At 68.5% G+C, this 22,066-nt stretch carries 19 protein-coding genes, 2 tRNA genes and 1 pseudogene; 12 read left to right on the forward strand and 10 right to left on the reverse strand.

Annotated features, from left to right (window positions below):
- Positions 1-28: 28 nt before the first annotated feature.
- The 5 genes and pseudogenes from FHR38_RS07340 to FHR38_RS07360 all read left to right on the forward strand — a co-directional run bounded on the left by FHR38_RS07340 (position 29) and on the right by FHR38_RS07360 (position 5,215).
- The gene (locus FHR38_RS07340) at positions 29-646 is read left to right on the forward strand and encodes a GOLPH3/VPS74 family protein (protein ID WP_184533962.1); all 618 of its coding nucleotides are present in this window, start codon (positions 29-31) and stop codon (positions 644-646) included.
- 63 nt (positions 647-709) lie between these two features.
- A pseudogene (locus tag FHR38_RS07345) lies at positions 710-2,232 on the forward strand (APC family permease).
- Positions 2,229-2,840 carry a GNAT family N-acetyltransferase gene (locus FHR38_RS07350; protein WP_184533963.1) on the forward strand — a complete coding sequence of 204 codons (612 nt, stop codon included), beginning with the start codon at positions 2,229-2,231 and terminating at the stop codon, positions 2,838-2,840. The pseudogene FHR38_RS07345 and the gene FHR38_RS07350 overlap by 4 nt, the downstream one beginning before the upstream one ends.
- 91 nt (positions 2,841-2,931) lie before the next feature.
- On the forward strand, positions 2,932-3,420 hold the full coding sequence (locus tag FHR38_RS07355) for a DUF6244 family protein (RefSeq protein ID WP_184533964.1): 489 nt from the start codon (positions 2,932-2,934) through the stop codon (positions 3,418-3,420).
- A 304-nt stretch (positions 3,421-3,724) separates the two neighbouring features.
- The gene (locus tag FHR38_RS07360) at positions 3,725-5,215 is read left to right on the forward strand and encodes a tetratricopeptide repeat protein (protein ID WP_184533965.1); all 1,491 of its coding nucleotides are present in this window, start codon (positions 3,725-3,727) and stop codon (positions 5,213-5,215) included.
- A gap of 459 nt (positions 5,216-5,674) precedes the next feature.
- Here FHR38_RS07360 and FHR38_RS07365 read toward each other — a convergent pair whose 3' ends face one another.
- Together FHR38_RS07365 and FHR38_RS07370 are read right to left on the reverse strand one after the other, a co-directional pair.
- Positions 5,675-6,112, reverse strand: a complete 438-nt coding sequence (locus tag FHR38_RS07365) for an NUDIX hydrolase (RefSeq protein ID WP_184533966.1) — start codon at positions 6,110-6,112, stop codon at positions 5,675-5,677.
- Between the two features lie 271 nt (positions 6,113-6,383).
- Positions 6,384-6,459: transfer RNA gene (locus FHR38_RS07370), tRNA-Lys, on the reverse strand.
- A gap of 190 nt (positions 6,460-6,649) precedes the next feature.
- Here FHR38_RS07370 and FHR38_RS07375 point away from each other — a divergent pair.
- Both FHR38_RS07375 and FHR38_RS07380 read left to right on the forward strand, forming a co-directional pair.
- Positions 6,650-7,918: a L,D-transpeptidase gene (locus tag FHR38_RS07375; protein ID WP_184533967.1), complete on the forward strand. Its 1,269-nt coding sequence runs from the start codon at positions 6,650-6,652 to the stop codon at positions 7,916-7,918.
- A 195-nt stretch (positions 7,919-8,113) separates the two neighbouring features.
- Entirely contained in the window at positions 8,114-9,400 is a 1,287-nt protein-coding gene (locus FHR38_RS07380; protein WP_184533968.1) for a L,D-transpeptidase, read from the forward strand.
- Between the two features lie 189 nt (positions 9,401-9,589).
- Here the strand turns inward: FHR38_RS07380 and FHR38_RS07385 are convergent.
- Both FHR38_RS07385 and orn read right to left on the reverse strand, forming a co-directional pair.
- A tRNA-His gene (locus tag FHR38_RS07385) sits at positions 9,590-9,665 on the reverse strand.
- A 98-nt stretch (positions 9,666-9,763) separates the two neighbouring features.
- Positions 9,764-10,360, reverse strand: a complete 597-nt coding sequence (gene orn, locus FHR38_RS07390) for an oligoribonuclease (RefSeq protein WP_184533969.1) — start codon at positions 10,358-10,360, stop codon at positions 9,764-9,766.
- A gap of 67 nt (positions 10,361-10,427) precedes the next feature.
- Here orn and FHR38_RS07395 point away from each other — a divergent pair, with 67 nt between their 5' ends.
- Entirely contained in the window at positions 10,428-11,732 is a 1,305-nt protein-coding gene (locus FHR38_RS07395) for a glycosyltransferase family 87 protein (RefSeq protein ID WP_184533970.1), read from the forward strand.
- 203 nt (positions 11,733-11,935) lie between these two features.
- Here FHR38_RS07395 and FHR38_RS07400 read toward each other — a convergent pair whose 3' ends face one another.
- The 4 genes from FHR38_RS07400 to FHR38_RS07415 form a co-directional block, all read right to left on the reverse strand.
- The gene (locus FHR38_RS07400) at positions 11,936-13,693 is read right to left on the reverse strand and encodes a hypothetical protein (protein ID WP_184533971.1); all 1,758 of its coding nucleotides are present in this window, start codon (positions 13,691-13,693) and stop codon (positions 11,936-11,938) included.
- 138 nt (positions 13,694-13,831) lie between these two features.
- Positions 13,832-14,584, reverse strand: coding sequence for a YcnI family copper-binding membrane protein (locus FHR38_RS07405; protein ID WP_184533972.1), 753 nt, complete (start codon positions 14,582-14,584; stop codon positions 13,832-13,834).
- A 16-nt stretch (positions 14,585-14,600) separates the two neighbouring features.
- The gene (locus FHR38_RS07410) at positions 14,601-16,268 is read right to left on the reverse strand and encodes a copper resistance CopC/CopD family protein (protein WP_184533973.1); all 1,668 of its coding nucleotides are present in this window, start codon (positions 16,266-16,268) and stop codon (positions 14,601-14,603) included.
- A 35-nt stretch (positions 16,269-16,303) separates the two neighbouring features.
- Positions 16,304-16,957, reverse strand: a complete 654-nt coding sequence (locus FHR38_RS07415) for a zf-HC2 domain-containing protein (protein ID WP_184533974.1) — start codon at positions 16,955-16,957, stop codon at positions 16,304-16,306.
- Positions 16,958-17,066: 109 nt separating this feature from the next.
- Between FHR38_RS07415 and FHR38_RS07420 the strand changes: the two genes are divergently transcribed.
- From FHR38_RS07420 to FHR38_RS07435, 4 genes are all read left to right on the forward strand, one after another.
- On the forward strand, positions 17,067-17,651 hold the full coding sequence (locus FHR38_RS07420) for a sigma-70 family RNA polymerase sigma factor (RefSeq protein WP_184533975.1): 585 nt from the start codon (positions 17,067-17,069) through the stop codon (positions 17,649-17,651).
- A 202-nt stretch (positions 17,652-17,853) separates the two neighbouring features.
- Positions 17,854-18,384, forward strand: coding sequence for a MauE/DoxX family redox-associated membrane protein (locus tag FHR38_RS07425; RefSeq protein ID WP_184533976.1), 531 nt, complete (start codon positions 17,854-17,856; stop codon positions 18,382-18,384).
- Positions 18,371-19,084: a DsbA family protein gene (locus FHR38_RS07430; RefSeq protein WP_184533977.1), complete on the forward strand. Its 714-nt coding sequence runs from the start codon at positions 18,371-18,373 to the stop codon at positions 19,082-19,084. The genes FHR38_RS07425 and FHR38_RS07430 overlap by 14 nt, the downstream gene beginning before the upstream one ends.
- Positions 19,085-19,103: 19 nt before the next feature.
- Positions 19,104-20,417 (forward strand): hypothetical protein, encoded by a 1,314-nt coding sequence (locus FHR38_RS07435; RefSeq protein WP_312881939.1) that lies wholly within the window; start codon positions 19,104-19,106, stop codon positions 20,415-20,417.
- 77 nt (positions 20,418-20,494) lie between these two features.
- Here FHR38_RS07435 and FHR38_RS07440 read toward each other — a convergent pair whose 3' ends face one another.
- Together FHR38_RS07440 and cbiQ are read right to left on the reverse strand one after the other, a co-directional pair.
- Positions 20,495-21,298, reverse strand: a complete 804-nt coding sequence (locus FHR38_RS07440) for an energy-coupling factor ABC transporter ATP-binding protein (protein ID WP_184533978.1) — start codon at positions 21,296-21,298, stop codon at positions 20,495-20,497.
- Complete coding sequence (cbiQ, locus tag FHR38_RS07445) at positions 21,295-22,065, reverse strand: cobalt ECF transporter T component CbiQ (protein WP_184533979.1); 771 nt, start codon at positions 22,063-22,065, stop codon at positions 21,295-21,297. Before cbiQ ends, FHR38_RS07440 begins: the two co-directional genes overlap by 4 nt.
- Between the last annotated feature and the right edge of the window lies 1 nt (position 22,066).

Genomic DNA, 22,066 nt, shown 5'->3' on the forward strand with positions numbered 1-22,066 from the left:
TCTAGAGAGGCGTTGGGTGAGAATGGCGGTGGCGGATGAGTTCTTTCGTCTGGCTCATGATGATGTGACTGGTCGTCTTCGGTTGGCTGGTCGGCCTGCATCGTTGGGTTTGGCGGCGGCGTTGTTGGGCGAGCTGGTTTTCGGCGGGAATTTGTGGGTCAAGGACCGGTATGTGTCAGTACGGGCCTGTGACGCGCCGTCAGATGTGCTTGCTCGTGGGGTGTTGGATCGGCTTGCTGCTGAGCCGGGGTTGACGGATGTGCGTACGTGGGTGTCGATGCTCGCCGATGACGCGTTGGAGGATGTGGCGCGTCGTCTGTGGCGGGCTGGGCACCTGCGGCCCAGGCGGAAGCGTCGGCGGCTTCGGCCGGAGACGGTGTGGGTGCCGACGAGTATGAACGCTGCGGCTATGCCGAGGGCGCTGTTGTCGGTGCGGCTGCGTCGTGGCGAGCCCCTGACTCAGACGGATGTCTTTCTGGCCGGTTTGTGTGTTGTGACGGGGCTGGATGGGCTGCTCTTCGATGGGGCGCCACTTGAGTCTCGCAGGCATCTGGCCCGGCTGGTGGATGAGTTGTGGCCGCCGGCGCGGGAGTTGGTGGAGACCGCGTCGACTGCAGTCGCGGACGTCATTCTCGCCGCACGCTGACCCTCGACCTCGACCTCGGCAATCAAATCGAGTGATTAGTAGGAGTTCTTGATGCCTGTTTCCATGTCACCGCCAGGTCGGGCCACCGCCTCGTTGGCTGCTGGGCGGCTTGGTGTGCCGGCGGTGGTGTTCTTCGTGATGTCCGCGGCGACGCCGTTGACGGTGGTGGCGGGGGTGGTGACGACCGGCTACGCCACCACAGGTCTGACGGGTATCCCCGTCGCGTTCGCGCTGGTCGGTGTGGTCCTGGCGGTGTTCTCCGTTGGGTATGTGGCGATGGCGCGGCGGATGGCCAACGCGGGCGCTTTCTACGCCTACATCGCCCGGGGGATCGGTCGTCCGGCGGGTGTGGGGGCCGCGTGGGTTGCCCTGCTGTCCTACAACGCGTTGCAGGTCGGCCTGTACGGGGCGATCGGCGCGGCCGTCGGGCCGCTGGTGGAGCAGTGGATCGGCATCCACGTCGTGTGGTGGGTGATCGCCCTGGCCGCCTGGGCGACCACGGCGGTGCTGGGGCTGCTGCGGGTGGACATCAACAGCACAGTGCTGGCCGTGTTGCTGTTGGCCGAGGTCGCCGTGATCGTCGCCTACAGTGTCGCGGACCTCGCCCACCCGCTGCTGGTGGCGTCAGCATGGCGGCCCTGTCGCCCGGCAACCTGATCGGACCCGGGGTGGGGGCGATCCTCGCCCTGGCGGTGCTCGGCTTCGTCGGGTTCGAGTCCGCTGTGGTGTTCTCCGAGGAATCCAAGGACCCGCGGCGGACGGTGCCGACCGCCACCTACATCGCCGTCGGCGGCACCGCCCTGCTGTACGCGTTCGGATCGTGGGCGATGACGGTGGCCACCGGCCCCGACCAGATCGTCGCCCGATCCCGGGCCGAAGGGCCTGACCTGGTCTTCCACCTCGCCCAGGGGCATCTCGGGTCGACGGCTGTCGCCGTCGGGCAGGTCCTGTTCGCGACCAGCATCGTCGCGGCGATGATCTCCTTTCACAACACCACCGCCCGCTACATGTTCGCGCTCGGCCGGGAGCGGGTACTACCCGCCGCCTTGGCGCGTATCACCCGACGCGGCAACGCGCCCCGCAACGCCAGCCTCGTCCAGTCCGGCATCGGCCTAGCCGTCATCGTGACCTACGCGGCAGGCGGCTGGGACCCGATGACCCGGCTGTTCTTCTGGTGCGGCACCTCCGGCGGCCTCGGCGTCCTGATCCTCATCACCGCCACCGCGATAGCCGTCCCCATCTTCTTCACCCGCCACCCCAACGCCGAGAACACCTGGCGCAGTGTCACCGCACCCGTGACCGCGCTACTCGCCCTGCTGGTGGTGCTGTACCTGGCGATAGGCAACTTCGGCACCCTGCTCGGTGTCCCACCCGGCCACCCACTGGCCTGGGCCATCCCCACGACGCTACTGGCCGTCGGTGCGTCCGGCTTCGGCTGGGGCCTGATCCTGCGGGCCACCCAACCCGCCGTCTACGCCGCCATCGGCCTCGGCGCCAAAGCCCCCCACATCGGCACCGGCCGGATCCCCGCCCGCCGGACCGGCGTCCACCACCACATCCCCACCTGGCCGGAGAACCGTCGATGAAGACCACCAAGGACCTGCCGCCGGTCGTGACACCGAACTGGGGCGACATCAACACCATCGCCGGTCTGATCGCCGAGGCGTTCACCCCTCTACCAGCCGCCGGATGGCTGGTACCCGACCCCGAGCAGCGCACCAGGGTGCTTCGTGACCAGTTCAAGATCCTGGTCGAACACGCCGTCTTCTACGGCCACATCGACGTGCTGCACGACCGGTCCGCAGCAGCGGTCTGGTTCCACCACCTCGGCCCCGTACCACCACCACGCCACTACGACCAGCGGCTTCACGAGGCGTGCGGCACTCATGTCCACCGCTTTCGCCACCTCGACGCGCTTTTCGACAAGTACCGCCCTGCAGAACCGCACCACCACCTCGCCCTACTCGCGGTCACCCCCGCCGCACAGGGCACCGGACGCGGCACCAAACTGCTTGACCACCACCACCGGCACCTGGACCAAGCAGGCATCCCGGCCTATCTGGAGGCCAGCAGCCCTCGCGCCCGAGACCTCTACACCCGCCACGGCTACCACACCCGCCGGGCGTTCACCCTCCCGGACGGCACCCCGTTCTGGTCGACGTGGCGCGAGCCGCACCCAGATCGTCGCAGCTGAGACCTGAACGACCCGCTTACCCGATGAATCTCGTGAGGACGAAGTGTCACCAACAGCAACAGCCGCCGCCGTCGTCGAGCGACTACGGGTCATGCAGACAGGTATCGAGGTCACACGAACCCGTGGGTCTGCCGCGGACAACGAGGTGGAGCGGATCATCGCCCGCGCCGCCCACGCTGGTTTCAGCACCATCGCCGTCGGAATGACACAGGTGAGGGAGGCGATCCGGCAGACCCACACCACCCTGGCCGCCGTCCACACCGCCATCAGTGACGCCTCCGCCGCCGTCACCCGAGCACCCGTGCATGAGTCACCGGCCCAGGCGATGACGGAGCTGGGCCAAGCGGGGCAACACCTCAAGACCGCCCACGACGGCATCATCGCCTCCATCGGCCAGATCGACGAAACCCGAACACTGGCCATGAGAGTGCTGCACGGCGGCGACCCCGGACCGTTGCTCTCCATACTGGAAATGATCAAGCAGAACCTCGTGCAGGTCCTACACACCGGCACCGCCGCCCAACAGTCGATGACCGCACTCATCCACAGCGCACAGAAAATGGGGCGTTCAGATAACTGAACGTGCCTGCCGGCGGGGATGACAAACGAACATCTATTGCTTAGCGGCCTCGTCGGCATCTATCTCGGAAGGGGAAATCCGTGTCACATTTGCTGATAGGTGTGGCCGGCACGCTGATCGGGTTTGTTGGTGGTTTTGTCAGCTATTGGAAATCGAGACGCTGGTGCGGCCAATGTGGTCGGACACTTACCTGCTCCACCTGCACGTTACCGAATCCCACACAAAACACAGAGACGCGCGTCCGCTAGCCGTTGAGGCTTACCCCCAGAGGCCAACCACGTCGAGATCAGAGTGGAGAGCAGTCGTGACCGACAGCCCGCCCAGCAGAAAACGAGGCAGGCGAACCAAAAGCGAACGGCTGAAGTTGCTGTCCCCTGACGCGGGCGCGAATCAACCGCTTGTGTATCTCGTAAAAGAATCCGGATTCCGATCACTGAGCGCCTTCGCCGCCGCGATCAACAACCGCGCGTCACTGAAGTACGGGATACAGCTCAACCACGACCACAACATCATCAGACGGTGGATCAACGGTGGCGCGTGCACACATCCGGGAATCGTGGCCGATGTCCTGAGCGACGCGTGGGGCATGACGATACCCCCCAGCGTGATCTGGCCCGACGAACGCAACGGTCTCTCACCAGTATCAGCCCACCTGCAACCATGCATCGCCGAGCACACCCTGGAAAACCTGGGAGCCTTCCTGCGGCGTGACGCCCTCCGCGCAAGCGTGTGGGCCGACCCCATCCCGATAGTGACCCGCGACGAACTAATGAACCCAATATCGAAATGGCTGTCATCCCCACCGATCCGCCTACCCACCGCCGATCAGCGGCCACGGCACATCGACCAAACGACAATCGAACGAATAGAAGCAGCCACCACCCACTTCATGGCCGTTGACGCCGCAGCCGGCGGCGCGGCGGTACGCGACGCCGCGGCAGGACAACTGCGATACGCCGTCGATCTAGCCAACAACCACCTCCCGCCCGACACCCCCACCCGCAACCGTCTGCTCACCGCGATAGCCACACTCGCCGGCGAGGTCGGCGCAATGGCACACGACGCCGGCCTCGACGGCACCGCCCAGCAGTACTTCGCCTACGCGCTCCAGACCGCACGAACTGCCGACAACGACCACGCCAGCCTCGTCGTCGTACGGGTCCTCGCTCACATGGCCCACCAGATGTGCGAACTGAAATCGCCCCGAACGACGCTCCGTCTTACCGAGCTCGCTGCTCACCACATGGGACATGCCCCACGCGGCCTCATGCAAGGCATGCTCTGGATTCTCAGAGCCCGCGCCCTGGCCCTACTCGGACCCAACTGGATGAGCGAAATCAACAGCTCCATCAGCCTGGCCTTCGCAGCATGCGAGACCGCCGAAACAGAAACCCCACTGCGGCAAAACATGTTTCCCCACCTGAACAGCGCCCACCTAGAAAGGCACGCCACAGAAGCCTACCTCGACCTTGCCACCCTCGACGACGACCACGCTGCCCACCTTGCCGCCAAAGCGGAAGCACGCTCACTCTCCGCGCTCGCGACCCAATCCCAAAACCACACCCGCGAAAAGGCGCACAATCTCGTCAACCTCGCACGGTCACGATTCCTTCTCGGTCGACCGGACGAGGCATGCGACGACGGGGCCCAGGCACTCCAACTCGCACGACAGATCCCAGGCTCAACCCGACTCGCCGAACGCATACACACTCTCAGCGTCGCCGCCGAGCGGTTCCCATACCATCCGCGAGCACGAGACCTCCAGCAGAGGGCAATCCAAACCCTGCAGGCATGAACGACCCGAATCGACGCCACCTACGAAAGTAGCAACCCATCGACGTAAGCACCTAGCCTGCTGGCGCTGAAACTTCTCGAATCCCACATTGTTACCCCCCCGGTCGGCGGCACGGACACGTCACGCCCGCCCTGCACGCGGCGACCACGCACTCTCCATCCGAAACAGCAAAAACAGAGGACGCTAGATATGTCGGAGTTACTCATTGCCACAGTGGGCATCACGCTTCTGGGAATCGCGCTCATCAGGGGCGGCGCGTCGACCACAACGTGGTTCCTAACCCGACTACGCCTGAGCCGAATACTCACCGTTGCCATAGTCCTGCTCGTGGTCGGGGCACTGCTCGCCCAGACACTCGGACGGGCCAAATGAGGTACCGGCAGACGGCGACCCCGACAGGGACATGGCGTGGTCGGGTTCCTGCTGGTCACGGCGTCGATCAGGGCTTGGTGGAGGTCTTCACGAGAGCAGGGCCTCCTCGTTGGAGATGATGAACTCCTTCAGCGCATCCGGCTTGAGATCCACCGCAGACAGCTTGTCGATCGCCACCCGGTCGAGCTGGTAACCGCCACGCGACGGATCAGCGAACTCCTCCCCGGTACGGGCGTCATCGTTCAGCTGACGTAGCCGACAAGCAAAGAAGTGCTGGACAGACACACCCTCACCAGCGGGGGCGGTGAACAGGAACACCTGGGCGAACCGGTCCGCCTCAGCGCCAAGCTCTTCGTGCAACTCGCGGCGGAGCGCCGCCTCCAGGGAGACATCCGTCGACTCCAGGCCGCCGCCCGGCGTTGTCCAGTAGGGCGCCTGGCCGGGCTTGATCCGCTTGATCAGCACGAGTCGGTCGTCCTCATCCAGAAGGATGGCCCGCACCGACCTACGTACGATCTGACGCACGACTTGCCCCTATCCGCCCACAGCACGACCGCTAACAGCAGCGTGAAGGACCCGGTCTCAGTTTGGGCGGTAACTGTCCGTGCCTCGTCCGCCGACACGACGCGCCAAGGGTTGAGCCATCCCTCCCCTGGCATCGCACCGTGTCCCACTGTCCCACCGATGCCAATCCGGTCCAACGGCTCCCGAGCACCCACCGAGCGACCACCCGCCGCCGGCGTACACGAAAAAGACCCCGACCCGGTGTGAACTACCAGGTCAGGGCCTTGCTCGTTGGTGCGCCGCCAGGGACTCGAACCCCGAACCCGCGGATTAAGAGTCCGCTGCTCTGCCAGTTGAGCTAGCGGCGCTCGTTGGCAACGGGGAAAACCTTAACATGCCCTCGGCGGGGGCTTCCAATCAGATTCACCTCCGCGATCGGGGTCCTCCGTTCACCGGACGCGGGGGCTGAAAACCGTCAGAATTCGCGAGCGGGGCACAACTTTCTGGCGCTCGTGGGGCACGATGTGCTGCGAGCCACGCGAGTGAACAGAGGTGGGAATGGGCAAGTTCACGCGGGCCTGGGCAGTGACGGCTGCCCTGGTGACGCTGGTACCGCTGGGTCTGACCGGTTGCGGCTCCTCCTCGGAGGAGCCGCGCATTGTCGGAGGCGGGACGGAGGGCGGCAGCAGCGCTACGCCCACATCACCCGCCGAGCCACTGAGCCTCAGCATCACCCCGGGGACCGGGGCCAAGAAGCAGCCAGTCAGCACGGAGATCGGCACCACGGTGGCCGGCGGCAAGGTCACCGACGTCACGCTGACGATGGAGGGTGGCGGCAAGGTCGAGGGGGCGTTGCGCGAGGACGGCTCCTCCTGGGTGCCGGCAGTTCCACTGAAGTATTCGAAGACCTACACCGCCTCGGTCACCGCGACCAACTCGACGGGGCAGACCGATACGAAGACGACCTCCTTCACCACGATGAGCAAACCCAGCTCACAGGTCGGATCGGGGCTGTATCTCTTCGACGACAAGACGTACGGCGTGGCGATGCCGGTGGTGGTCGAGTTCTCGCCGGGCATTCCGAAGAAGGACCGCGCAGCGGTGCAGAAGCGGATGTTCGTCAGCACCAATCCGCCGCAGCCGGGCACCTGGCACTGGGTGAGCAGTGGCACCCAGGCCTACTACCGGGCCCCGGAGTACTGGCAGCCGGGGACGACGATCAGCGTACGGATCGGCCTGGAGGGCATCCCGCTGAGCAACGGCCGGTACGGCAACATGGACCGTAAGGCCACCGGCAAGATCGACAACAACAAGATGGAGTTGAAGGTCGACAACGCCACCAAGAAGATGTCGGTCTACGAGAACGGCAACCTGATCAAGACGATGCCGGTGAGCCTGGGCAAGAAGAGCACCCCTTCGTCCAGCGGCACGATGGTGATCATGGAGAAGAAGGCGGCGACGACCTTCGACACCATGGACGATCCCAACCCGGCAAACCGCTACGTCACCGATGTCGAGTACGCCCAGCGTCTCACCTGGGGTGGCGAGTACATCCACGCCGCCCCGTGGTCGGTGGCGGACCAGGGCCGCCGGAACGTGTCGCACGGCTGCGTCAACGTGGCCACGGCCAACGCGAAGTGGCTGTTCGAGAAGACCAAGATCGGTGACCCGATAACGATCACCGGCACCGAGGTCAAGCTCGCCAACGGTAACGGCTGGACCGCCTGGAACCTGTCGTGGGCGGAGTTCATCAAGGGCAGCGCGCTGCCCGTACCGGCGGATCTCACCTCGCCGGGTGCGGCGGGCACCGCCTCGCCCACCACCTGAGTACCCATTGGTGATGCCCTGGTCTGACTGGTAGGAATACCAGTCAGACCAGGGCATTTAACTACTCGCAAATTTCGCTTATCCGATATGTCCTCACATGCTGTCGGTGTTCTTGTTCACGGCCAGCAACCGAAATTTGTTCTGACGCGTCGGTGAGAGACGATGGACTACGGCATTCCGGACTGTGGGGGAATCATGCGAGCGAGTCGAAGCCAGCGGATACGACACGGCACGGAGCGGCGTTCGCCGGCCCGGATGGTCGCGGCGGCTCTCCTCGCCAGCGCGATGATGCTGACCTCGGCCGCGTGCAGCAGCGGCGACGGCGGCGGGCCCGCCTGGCGTGGTGGTGGCGACGACAATGCGGCCAAGTCGGCAGCGACGATCACCACACCGGCGGCGGACGCCAAGGACGTACCCACCTCGACCGAGATCAGCTTCACCGCCCCGGGCGCCACCAACCCGACGGTCGAACTGAAGGACGCCGCAGGCGCGGTCGTCGAGGGAAAGCTGGCCGCCGACGGTAAGACCTGGCTGCCGAACGCCCAACTGAAGTACGAGACCACCTACACCGCGACCGTGACGGCTGCCGACAGTGACGGTAACCCGACCACGACGACCAGCAACTTCACCACCATGACCAAGCCCGCCAACCAGATCCGGGTAAGCAGCTTCCTCGGGGACGGGGCGGTGGTGGGCGTCGCCATGCCGCTGCGGCTCAGCTTCAGCCGCAACATCCCAGAGGACTACCGGGACGACGTACAGCGCCGGCTGATGGTGCAGGCCGACCCGCCGCAGGAGGGCATCTGGCACTGGGTCAAGCCCAACGAGGTCAACTTCCGCCCGAAGGAATTCTGGCAGGCGAACACGAAGATCTCGTACAAGGCACAACTCGGTGGGCTGCCGATGGGCGACAACTGGTACGGCCGCTCCGATCTCACCGTCGACATCAAGGTCGGCTCGTCAGTGATCATGGTGGTCGACAACAAGACCAAGCAGATGACCGTCACCAAGGACGGCAAGGTCATCCGGACCATCCCGATCAGCCTCGGGAAGAAGAGCACCCCCTCCTCCAGCGGCACGATGGTGATCATCGAGAAGCTGAAGAAGACCGTCTTCAACACGATGGACGAGCCGGACCCGGCAAACCGCTACATCACCGACATCGAGTACGCCCAGCGCCTGACCTGGGGCGGCGAGTTCATCCACGCCGCGCCCTGGTCCGTGGCGGACCAGGGCAAGCGCAACGTGTCCCACGGCTGCGTCAACATGTCGACCGCCAACGCCGCCTGGTTGTTCAACCAGACCCGGGTCGGTGACCCGATCACCGTCAAGAACACCGAGGTCAAGCTACAGAACGGCAACGGCTGGACGGACTGGAACATGAGCTGGGAAGAGTACGTCAAGGGCAGCGCGCTCCCGTACCAGCCGGCGACCGACGCCACCCCGGGCAGCGGCGACCCCAGCGGATCACCCACCACCTGACCGACAGCCCAGCCTCAGCCCAGACCGCTCACGCGGGACGACGTCCGCCCCCTGGCAAGAAGGGGTCGGACGTCGTCTCATTCCTGGGCGGGTGGAGGCCACAAGACGAATCGGGCGGGCGGGTTACGGAGGCACAAATACGGGTCAGGCCCCCTTCCTGTAGGAAGGGGGCCTGACCCGTATTACCAGTGGGGTGACTGAAGGGATTTGAACCCTCGACACCCGGGACCACAACCCGGTGCTCTGCCAACTGAGCTACAGCCACCATGTCGACCGTCCGGAAGTTTCCTGCCGGGCGGACGCGCCGACCAATGATAGCCACAACCCCACCCGTCCCGTCGAGCGGGTTACCTCATCCTCGGATTACAGCTCGGCGGCGATGGCCTTGGCGGTCTCCACGTCCGGGCCGGGCAGCGGTACGAAGAGCGTCCGCCGGTAGTACTCCAGTTCCCGGATGCTCTCCCGAATGTCGGAGAGCGCCCGGTGGGCCAGCCCCTTGGCGGGCTGCCCGAAGTAGACCCGGGGATACCAACGGCGGCACAGTTCCTTGATCGACGAGACGTCGATCATGCGGTAGTGCAGGTGCGCGTCGAGCCGGGACATGTCCCGGGCCAGGAATCCCCGGTCGGTGGCGATGGAGTTGCCACAGAGCGGCGCGCTGCGCGGATCCTTGACGAAGCTGGTGACATAGTCGAGCACCATGTCCTCCGCCTCCGTCAGGGTGACCGCGGAACGCCGTACCTCCTCGGTGAGCCCGGAACGCTCGTGCATCGTCCGGACGATCTCCGGCATGCCGGCCAGGGTCTCGTCGTCGGCATGGATGACGACGTCCACGCCGTCACCGAGGACGTTGAGATCAGGATCGGTGACAAGCGCGGCGACCTCGATCAGCGCGTCCTTGCCGAGATCAAGCCCGGTCATCTCACAGTCGATCCAGACAAGAAGATCAGCCACGGCCACAGCCTACGCGCAGCTTGGGAGCTCGCGCCTCAGCACAGCAGCCAGAACCGACCGCTAGGGTTTTCCCGTGCCTGCAGATCCCGTCGTACCCACCGTCACCGTTGAAGATGATCCTGGCGGTAGGACGGCGCGCCGACTCGTGGGCATCGTCGTCCTCATCGCCCTGGTGCCGGTGCTCTATCTCCTCGCCAGCCCGCACAACTTCTTCGACCTGCACATCTACATGAGCGCCATGCGCTGGTGGGCGGAGGGCAACCCGCTGTACGACTACGTGCAGCCGGACCGGGTGCAGGGCGAGCTCTACTTCACCTATCCACCGTTCGCGGCGCTACTGCTGCGGCCGTTCGCGGGCCTCCGCCTCGGTGCCACGGTCGTCATCTTCACCGCCTTCACGCTGGTCGCGGTGCTGGTGACCACCTGGTGGTTGGTCACCCCGGTCGCCGACCGGCACCGCCTGTCCCGCTGGTTCGCGTTCGGGCTGGCCGTGCCGGCCGTCTTCGCAGTGGAGAGCATCCGAGAGACGATCACCTTCGGTCAGATCAACATGTTGCTGATCGTGTTGATCCTGGCCGACCTGCTGATCGCCGTACCCCGGGGGTCACGCTGGGCCGGCGTCGGCATCGGGCTGGCGACGGCGCTCAAGTTGTTTCCGGGCATCTTCATCGTCTATCTGCTGGTCAGTCGGCGCTGGCGGGCGGCGGCGGTGGCCAGTGCGACGGCAGCCGCTGCGACGCTGCTGGCCGCCGCGATCGCCCCCGGTGACTCCTGGCGGTTCTGGACGCACGAACTGTGGGCGACCGACCGGGTGGGGCGTACCGACTACACCGGCAACCAGTCGCTCTTCGGCCTGCTCAGCCGATTCTTCATCCCGGCCGAGCCCAACCAACTGCTCTGGCTGGGGCTGGTGGCGATCGTGGCCGGGTACGGGCTGTGGCGGGCGGCCCGCGCGGCACGCGCCGGGGACGAACTCGCCGGCCTGACGCTCACCGGGCTGATCGGCGCGTTGGCCAGCCCGATCAGCTGGACACACCATGTCTACTGGTTCATTCCGGCCATCGTGCTGCTGGTCGACGCAGGGCTACGGCAGCCAGCCCAGGGTCTACCTGAACAACCACTGGATCAGGGACGAATCGAGGTCGGACGGGAGCGTCGAACGCCCCTTCTGGTCCTGGCAGCGGTGGTGTACGTCTGCATCGCCTACGGAGTGGTCTCGTACTACGACTGGGGGGTGGCCGCCGAGCGGACCAACTCCCCCGTTGAGTTCATCCTGCGCAACATGTACGTGCTACTGGCGCTGCTGCTGTTGTTCGTACTGCCGATCCGGCGCGGGATCGCCCCGTCGCCAGCCCGCGCCGTACCGCCGCCCGACTAAGGGACCAATGGTCGAACTTGCGCTAAATGGACAGATCTACCTTAGTCCCCCGCATGGTGGGTAATCTGGTGTCAACAACCTGAGACGTCCCTTCAGTACACCGATCCCCCGGTGAGAGTGGCCCTTCGTGTCGGCAGCGCGGAGGGCCACTCGCCTGGGTCACGGCGCCGAGGCAGCCCTCGACGCCACAGTGGGACGGTGGATCAGGGACATCCAGGGCTGGTCGGCGCCTCCCGCTTGGCGTCGTTGCGCCGCCGGACCTCATCGGCCGTCTCCTCAGCCAACAGGTTGCCAACTGCCCGCTCCGGTCCACCGCCGGCAACCAAGGTGCCCTGCGCCGCCACGACACCCACGGCTCGCCGGGCCAGCGGGTCGCGGGGGGCCGACACCGCTGGGGCATTCTCCGGGGCGGTCTGCTCGACGGTCCGGCACCCCTTCAGCCGACTCGCCACCGGCCGGGCGACCCCCTCCGCACCAGCTCGGGCCGGGTCGTTCGGCCCGACCTGGGCCGGAGCCGGGGCCTGACCCGCTGGTAGCGGGCTCGCCTGGGCGGCCGGGGGCGGAGTCGCCCGCCCCACCGACGCCGAAGCAACCGGAGCCGGGTCGATCTGGGCCGGAGCCACCGGAGCCGCCGTCGGGACCGGAGCGACCGGGGTCTGAGCATCCTGAGTGACCGGAGCCGGGTCGATCTGGGCCGGAGCTACCGGAGCCGCCGTCGGGACCGGAGCCGGGTCGATCTGGGCCGGAGCCGCCTGACCCGCCGGGGCAGGGGACACCTGGTCGGGAGCAGGGGACGGCCAGGCGAGTACCAGGCGGACCGGTGGGACGCCCTCCAACTGCCGATTCCGTTCTGCCCCAGCGGGCAGATAGGGCACGACGTCGGCCAGCGTGACCGGCCGGGATCCCGGGACGAGGGCCGGCTCGATCGGCCGGACAGGCAGGGTCTCCACCGTCTCCACCGGCCAGGACGGTGGCACCGACCCCGCCGGGCCCTGAACGACCACATCGGTCTCGGAGTCCGCCACATCCGCACCGTCGACTGCACCTTCACCGTCTAGGCAACGCTGGCTGTCAAGCGCACGCTGACGACCGTCAAGAGCATGGTCACCATCAACGGCGAGGTCGTCATCAGCGGCAAGTTCACCTTCGAGAGTTGGCACGCTCCCCCGGGCCCGCCCCACGCGACCGAGTTCGGCCAACGAGGAGATGCCGACCCGGGCGGCCAACAGCGGCACCTGGTCAGGTTCGACCACGAAGATCACCTCTCGGGGGCGGCTTCGCCAGACCAGCACCGCAACCCCGAGCATGGTGAGCACGACGCCGCCGGCGAGTGACCCCCAGGCCATCGGATCCAGCCATCCGGTGCGTACCTCGGCGCGCATGTCCAGGGAGATGCCGGGCTCGGCGTCGGCGCGCATCAGCACCAGACCGAGCCCCTGGTCACGCAGGGCGGCGTGGTCGATGTCGATCGTCCCGTATCCCTGCTGAACCCAGAACGACTGGGCCCGGGGCGGCTCGACCGGGGGCTCGCTACTCGACACCGGGCTCGTGTTCGGACCTGGCAGGCTGCTCTGCACCGGCATCACCGGCTTTACCCGTACCGGTAACGGGCCGCGGGTCACCGCCACCCGGTCGACCGCCACGTACGGTGCCTCCGCCAGGTAGGCGGTGATCGTGTCGGTGGGGGCCAGACCGAGGAAGACCGCGCCATCGGGGGTCTGCGCGGTGAGCCGCAGTAGCCCCTGATCGGTCCTCGTGAACGGCGCATCCCGGTACAGCAGGGTGGCCAGGTCGGGTACGACCACGGCGTACCCGGGGGTGTCCAACTTCTCCATGCTCGCGCTGAACGCACCGCTGTCGTCCCGGTGCTGTAGCACCATCCACAGTGCGCCACCGACGAGCAGCCCTGGCAGCCCGATGATCAGCAGCAGGATGCCAACTATGGCGCGCCCGAACCGCATTCGCGTCTTCCCTCCTGGTCACAGTACCTCGACGACCATACAGAGAGAAACCACCCAAACACGGACGATTTAACAAGACTATGCCGCAAAACGGAACTGGCCCGCCGGAATGTCCGGCGGGCCAGCGAACACCGACGATCAGCTGACCGGCGGTGCCGCCGACTGCCGGGTACGGGCGAACGCCAGCCCACCGAGTACCAGCCCGGCCAGACCGGCGACCAGGCCGGCGATCCCCAGCCCCAGCGCGGCACCGCTCGACCCGTTCTCGTCGTCGGCGTCGGCATCGGCCTTCGCTGCTGCCGAGGATGCGGAACCACTGGTGGCCGTGGCATCCGCCGCCGCCGCCGAGAGCTTCAGCACCGGTGCCGGGTGCTCCGGCTCCTCCCCACCTGCCGTCGGCTCCTCGATCCAGCGCACCACGTTGTTGTCGGAGTAGGTCTGCAACGCCTTGAAGACGATGCTGTCCACCTTCGGCAGCGGTCCCATCGAGACCGGGAACTCCTGGAACTGGCCCGGCTTGACCGCGGCGTCCTGATCGGTCACCGTCCAGGTGATCTTCGACACCGCCTCGTTCACCTGGCTGCCGTGCACCTCCAGCGGCGGATCGACCTTGCGCTTCTCGACCGCCACCGACCAGCCGGGCACCGGCATGGTGGTCACCGACGCGATCGGAGCGTTCTCCGGCAGGTTGACCTCCACCTTGGTGGTGGACGCGGAGTCGCTCTCGGTCGGTACCCGGAAGGCCACCCGGGCGTATCCGCCCTGGGTCGCCTCCTTGGGGTTGACCGAGACGTGCGCGGACGCCGGCGCGGCGAACCCGAGTACGCCGGTGGCGGCAGCGCCGATGGCGAGAGCAACCGCGGCTGCCGCGGTACGCCGGTGACGGATCATTACGAACCTACCTCTGCTACTTGATGGGTACGGTGGCGATCACCGTGGCCTGGTCGATCTCGGACGTCCGGACGGTGATGCGCAACTGCCAGTCCCCCCGGGCCGGCAGTTTGATCTCCCCGGTCGCATGGTTGTCGGTGAGGGGCAGCAGCGGGACCTCGATCGGCTCGATCCCCTGGGCCGGCAGGGCGGCGGTGACCCGCCACTCGACCACCGGCAGTGGTTTGCGGTCCGGGGTGAAGACATCCAGGTGGAGGGTGTTGCTGCCGACCTCGGCCGGGTCCACCACCAGTTCGAGGCTGTAGAGGTTGCTGGTCAACGTGGTGGCGTAGTAGCCGATCGTGCCGCCGCCCGGGGCGTCCGCGTCGGCGGTCCGAGCCGGTGTGGTCTGCACCAGGGCCGCCGCCACCGCCAGGATCACCGCGGTGATGCCCAACTCGGCCCAGACCGCCCGCCGGATCCGACCCGGCTCGTCGGCTGCGGCCCGCCGACGCACCAACTGACGGGAGTACGCGGCCACCGCGATCACCAGGGCGAAGAGTCCCACCTTGGCGAGCAGCAGCCAGCCGTACCGGGTGGACACCAGGGCGGCCGGGGTGCCGACCTCGATCAGGGCCTGCACGGTGCCGGCGAGCACCAGGGCGGAGACGGCGGCCGTCGCCCAGCGGGACCAGACCGGCATGATCGCGGTGAGTTCCCGCTCGTCGGCCTGTCGCAACAGGACGGCGACCAGCATGGTCAGACCGCCCAGCCAGATCGCCATGCTGCCCAGGTGGACGGCGTCGACGACCACCGAGACCGCCGGCACGGGCGATGCCGCAGGGTGTCCGGCGATCGGCCAGGTGGCCAGGGCACCGAGGCCCAGGATCACCAGCAGCCACTGGTCGACCGGCCCGGACCGGCCGGCGAGCAGTGGACGCAGCAGGATTCCGATCGCCACCAGGATGCCCAGGCGCACCAGGTGCGCCGCGCCGAAGGGACTGCCCAACACGTCGGTCAGGGCGGACCCGTCGACGCTGAACAGACCGCCACCGTTGGTGTAAGGCACCTGTAGCCACAGACCGGCCAGGGTGGCGAAGGCCACCAGTCCGAGGCCGGTCCAGGCCAACCGGGCCGCCCGGTGCCGGGACAGTCGCTGCGGCCAGAGCAGGCTGAGCACCAGCACCACGCCGGCCAGCAGGACCAGGCCGACGTAGCCGACGTACTTCGCCACCGGCACCGCCACGGCGACCACCGAGTCCACCGCGCTGCCGGTGTCGCTGTCCGCCGGTGGGGTGCTCGGTGCCCCGACCGAGTAGGTGTAGCCGCCTGCCACCGGGTGGCTGTCCGCGGAGATCACCCGGTAGCTGACCAGGTACGTCCCGCGCGCTCCGCCCGGGTCGACCGGGATCCTGACCAGCGCGCCGTCGAACGTCGGCTCGCCCCGGTCCACCCGGGACCCGTCCGGCCCGAGCACCCGGATCTTGCCGGGTACCTGGCGGACGGGCTCACTGAAGGTGAGCACCACCTCCGCGGGGGCGCTGGACAGCACCGTGTCCGGGACCGGGCTACTACTGGCCAGCACCGCGTGCGCGCTGGCCGGCGTACCGGGCGCGACCAGCAGGGCGAGTGCCATCACCAGGAGCCCGAAGGTCGCGGCGACACGCGCGGGCCAACGATTCTTCGCGACAGTCATGCCCGACATGCTCGCCGAACCGGCGGCTGCCGCGCGACCTCGGGTCACCCGTGGCCCGTCGTCATGGCGGCGGCCATCGGCGGATCGGTACGCCGGCTGACCCGGCCCAGCGCCCACAGCAGCCCGGCCTGGGCCACGGCGGCCAGGTGCCCCATCTCGTGTACCAGGGCGGTGGTGGAGTTGGCGATGTCGACGATGCTGGTGCCGGCCAGGCAGACCGCCAGCACGAAGGCGACCGGTACGAACGCCTGGGCCCGTTCGGGCCGGTAGGCGGCGAGCACGAAGCCCACCGAGAGTGCCACGTCGAAGGAGGCCATCTCCCGGCTGACGTGCGGGTCGGCGGCGACGCCAAGCCCGGCGAGCAGAATCGGCAGCGCGACGGCGAGTTGCGCCACCGCGGCCACCGCCACCGCGACGCGCAGGATCTGCCGGGTGCCGTACACCGTGTCGGTCCGCCGCTTGCGGGCGGCGGCCGTGGCCTTCGGGTCGGCCGCGACCGCGGCGAGCACACTGGCGGTGAGGTCGGGGACCTCGACCGCCCGTACCCGGACCAACCGGGTGACCTGTTCGGCCTGGGTCAGCCAGGTCCGACATGCGCCGCAGTTGGTCAGGTGGCCGTCCAACGCGGTCGCCGGGGCCTGCGGATCCTCCCCGTCGAGCCGGGCGGACAACGCGATTCGCACCCTGTCGCATGTCATGCCTGGATAGTCGGTGCGACGGTGGCAGAAGTTCCCCGGTTCGGGGCAGGAATTGGCAGGTCGGGAACCCCACGCCGGGGGCCGGGCCGGCCGCGTACCCTGGGTTGCCGTGATCCCCGCCCAGCGTGACCTCGTGGCCGACCCGGTTGAGGCGGCCGGCTCCGCGCTGGAGACCGCCACGCACTGGGCGCTGGCGGCCCGGGACGGGGATCCGGTGGCGCAGGCGGCCTTCGTACGGGTCACCCAGGCCGAGGTGTGGCGGTTCGCCGCCGCACTGGTCGATCCGGACAGTGCCGACGATCTCACTCAGGACACCTACCTTCGGGCTTTCCGGGCGTTACCCTCGTTCGAGGGGCGGTCCAGTGCCCGTACCTGGCTGCTGGGCATCGCCCGTCGGGCCTGCGCCGACCATCTTCGTACCGTGGTGCGGCGGCGACGGCTCGATGAGCGGCTGACCGCCCACGCGCACACCGACCATCCGTACCCCGATCCAGCCGGGCAGCTCGGGGTCGCGGACCTGCTGCGCCGACTGCCGGCCGACCGGCGGGGGGCGTTCGTGCTCACCCAGGTACTGGGACTGTCGTACGCGGAGGCGGCCCTGGTGGAGGGGGTGCCGGTCGGCACCATCCGCTCCCGGGTGGCCCGGGCCCGGGCCGAACTGGTCGAGACGATCGGCGACGCGCTGGCCAGCTGACGCCGGCGGCGGCCACGGTACGACGCGGAGCCGATCGACGATACGCGTCGACAACCGGCCGTGGCCAGGGTCGCTCGACCCGATCCGGGAGGGGCCCGCCGGCCCGGTCGATTCGGGTCCCCCGACCGGGCCACCGAGTGTGGTGGAGACGGCACAGTGAGACCCGGCACAGCCGGAACTTCTTTGGAGATCGGCACGACTAATGACCGTGACTCTCGCGACCGGCCGCAGTTCCCGATGGCGTAGCGTCCGGCCCTGGATCGGCCTGGCCGCCCGGCTCGGGCTGGCCGCGGTGTGGTTGGCCGCAGGCGGTTCGAAGGTCGGCGACCTGGCCGGCTCCGGCCGGGCGGTCAACGCCTACCAGGTGATGCCGTACGACCTGGCGATGGTGGTGGGTGCGGCACTGCCGTTGGTGGAGATCGCCTTGGGCGTACTCCTGCTCGTCGGGCTGGCCACCCGACTTGCCGCCGGGATCTCCGCGGCGCTGTTGGTGGTCTTCATCGCCGGGATCGTCTCCGCCTGGTCCCGCCGCCTCAACATCGACTGCGGCTGCTTCGGCGGCGGCGGGGAGTTGGCCGCGGGGCAGAGCCCGCAGTACGGGACGGAGATCCTGCGGGACGTGGGCTTCCTGATCCTCGCGGGAATCCTGCTGACCTGGCCACGCACATCGCTGTCCATCGACGCCTGGCTGGCCGGTGGGCACCTTCCGGAGGAGAAAGATGAGCAGTCGTAAGGGGCAGCGCACCGCCGCCCGGGTGGTACGCGAGCAACTCGCCCGGGAGCGGCGCCGGAAGCGCACCCTGTGGACCTCGGTGGTCGCGGTCTCGGCGCTGGTCGTCGCCGGCCTGATCGGCTGGGGTGTCTACGCCAGCCAGCAGAGCGGCGAATACACCGCCCCGAAGGGTGCCATCGCCGATGGCACCGGCATCGAGGTGGGCTCCGGGCCGGTCACCGTCGAGGTCTACGAGGACTTCATCTGCCCGGCGTGTGGGCAGTTCGAGCAACGGATCGGCGGCACGCTGGACCAGCTCGTCGCCGAGGGCAAGGTCCGGATCGTCTATCGTCCGGTCGCCTACCTCGACCGCTACTCGACCACCGACTACTCGACCCGGTCCTCGGCCGCCTCCGGCTGCGCCGCCGAGGGGGGTAAGTTCCGGGAGTACACCAAGGCGTTGTTCGAGCGGCAGCCGCCCGAGGGTGGACCCGGCCTGAGCGACAAGGAGCTGATCGACATCGGCACCGGCGTCGGGCTGGACGGGGACAGCTTCGGTGCCTGTGTCCGGGACGGAAAGTACAAGCCGTGGACCCAGCACGTGACCGACGCGGCGGCCAAGGCGCAGATCAACCAGACGCCGACCGTGCTGGTCGCGGGCAAGCGGGTGGACACCAGCGCCGAGGCGATCACGGCGGCGGTGGCAGCGGCCAACAAGTAGTCTTCAGGAGGTTCTGGCGGTGTGGCGGATCGGCCTTCGCGGCGCGACGGCGGTAGGCGGTACGCCGATGGTGGACGGTGCGGGGCCGGTTGGCCGTACGCGGGTGATGGTAGGCGGGGCGGGCATGCGCGGGTCGGCTGGTCGGCTCGTCCTGGCCTTCCTCGTCGGTCTCGTCGGAGCCGTCACCCTCGCCACTCCCGCCTGGGCCCACGGCGCTGACGCTCCAGACGGCACCGACTACCGCAGCGAGGTAACCGAGGTCACACCGGCCCCACCGGGGCTCACGGTGCGGACCATCGAGGCCGGTGCCCGGCTGGAACTGATCAACCGGACCGGACGCACCATCGAGGTGCTCGGCTATTCCGGCGAGCCCTACCTGGAGGTACGGCCGGAAGGGGTGTTCGAGAACGTCAACTCCCCGGCGACGTACCTGAACCGGACCCTGGCCGGGGACACCGTGCCACCGACCAACGCCGACCCGGCCGTGGCACCCAGTTGGCGGCTGATCGCCGACGAACCCGTGGCCCGCTGGCACGACCAACGCACCCAGTGGCTGGGGAGCGGCCTGCCTCGGCAGGCCCAGGCCGACCCGAGCCGGGAGCACCGGATCCGGGAGTGGGCGGTGCCGCTGCGCGACGGCTCTGGCACGGTGCAGGTCCGGGGCACCCTGGACTGGGTCCCGCCACCGAGCCCGCTCATGTGGTGGGCGGTCAGCCTGCTGACCGCCGCCATGGTGGCGTTCCTGGGCCTGGCGTTCCGCCCGGCCGCCGCCGCCGCCGTCGCCCAGCCGACAGCAGCCGCCGGCGACACCGACCCGGGTACGCACCCCGTCGGCCGGGTCGGCACGGTGGTGCTGGCCGTGGTGGCCGCACTCGGCGGGGTGGGTGCGGTCGTCTTCGCCGTCGCCCGGGAGATCGACGCCGGGTCGACCAGCCTCGGGGCCATGCTCCAGGGGCTGCTCACCGCCCAGACCTGGGCCGTGCTCGCCGGCCTCGGTGCACTCGCCGCCGCCGGGTACGCCCTGGCTCGCCGACCGGCCGCCGATTTCGCGCTGGCCCTGGCCGGTTCCTGCCTGGCACTCTTCGCCGGCGTGGCCAACGCAGCCGTCTTCCACCGCGCGATCGCCCCGGTGCCGTGGCCGGCCACCTGGGCCCGGCTCCTGATCGCCCTGATGATCGTGACCGGCGCCGGGGTCGGCCTGGCCGGTGTACTGCGGCTACGCGCCACCGGCCGGGGCGAGGCCGGGGCAGCCACCGAGGAGGCCGCGACACCGGTCTCGGCTGGTTGGCGCGTCGCCACCAACTCCGACCCGGCCGAGCAGCCAGACGCCTGATCCGCCCCCCACCCACCGGACCGCCCGACCCCGACCCGGTCGACCTCAACCCGCCCGACCCCGGGCCGGTCGACGAGTTACCGGCCGGCAAGTCCCGGCTGGCCCTGACCGCTCCTCGCGGCGGCCAACCGTGGATCGAAGCCGGTGGGCAGCTCCAACCGGTGCCGGGCCAGCAGCGCCTCGTCTACGAGCAGGTCGATCGTCGCCCCGTCGGCGACGATCCGACCCCGGTCGAGAATCACCGCCCGGTCGCACAACTCCAGCGCGTACGGCAGGTCGTGGGTAACCATCAGCAGGGTCACCGGCAGCCCGCGCAGGATCTCCGCCAGTTCCCGGCGAGCCGCCGGGTCGAGGTTGGACGACGGCTCGTCGAGCACCAGGATCTCCGGATGCATGGCGAGCACGGTGGCGACCGCGACCCGACGACGCTGCCCGAACGACAGATGGTGCGGGGCCCGGTCCCGATGCTCGGTCATGCCGACCGCCGCCAATGCCTCGTCCACCCGGGTGGCCAACTCGGCACCGCGTAGCCCCAGGTTGGCCGGGCCGAACGCCACGTCCTCGGCGACGGTGGGGAGAAAGAGCTGGTCGTCGGGATCCTGGAAGACGATGCCCACCCGGCGCCGGATCTCGGCCAGCCGCGCCCGATCCCGGTCGACGGCCAGGCCGCCGACCGTGATCGTCCCCTCGGTCGGGACGAGAATCCCGTTGAGATGCAGCACCAGGGTGGTCTTACCGGCGCCGTTCGGGCCCAGCAGGGCCACCCGGCCACCCCGGGGCACGGTCAGATCCACCCCGTGCAGGGCAAACCGCCCGTCCGGATAGGCGAAGCGCACCCCACGTACGTCCAGCGAAGGGCTGCTGTCCTCGTACTCGGTCATGAGAGTCCGACCGCGACGGCGGCGATGGTGGCCGCGCAGACCGGCACCGTCGCGGCGGTCAGCCACTGGCCGACCGTGGCCGCACCGGCGCTGCGCCAGAGCACCGGCATCCGCCCCTGGTAGCCCCGGGAGACCATGGCCAGGTAGACCCGCTCGCCGCGTTCGTAGGCCCGCAGGAACAGCGTGCCCACACCGGCCGCGAACCCGCGTAGCTGCCACAGGAACCTCGGATCGTCACCCCGCGAGATCCGGGCGATCCGCATCCGCCGGGCCTCGCCGACGAGCACGTCGAGGTAGCGCAGCATGAAGGTGGCGATCTGGGTGATGATCTGCGGACACCGCAGTCGGTCCAGGCCGACGATCAGGTCCCGCATCGTGGTGGTCGCGGCCAACAGCAACGATGCCAGTACGCCGAATGTGCCCTTGGCCAGGATGTTCCAGCCGCCGTAGAGCCCGTCCACGGACAGGTGCAGTCCCAGCCAGTCGACCCGCTCGCCGGTGCCGAGGAACGGCAGGGCGAAGGCGAAGAACACGAACGGCAACTCGATCAGCGACCGGGTGAGCAGCCAGCCGGGGCTGACCCGGGCCAGCGCCGCCACCGCCACGACGAGTACGGCGTACCCGCCGAACGCCCAGAGCGCCTCCCGGGGGGTGGCGACCACGGCGAGGGTGAACACCACCATCGCCGTGATCTTCACCTCGGGCGGGAGCCGGTGCACCGGCGAGGTCCGGTCCAGGTAGAGCACGTGCGCATGCCCGACACCCACG

Source organism: Micromonospora polyrhachis, from assembly GCF_014203835.1.
In the GTDB taxonomy this organism is placed as follows: Bacteria; Actinomycetota; Actinomycetes; order Mycobacteriales; family Micromonosporaceae; genus Micromonospora_H; species Micromonospora_H polyrhachis.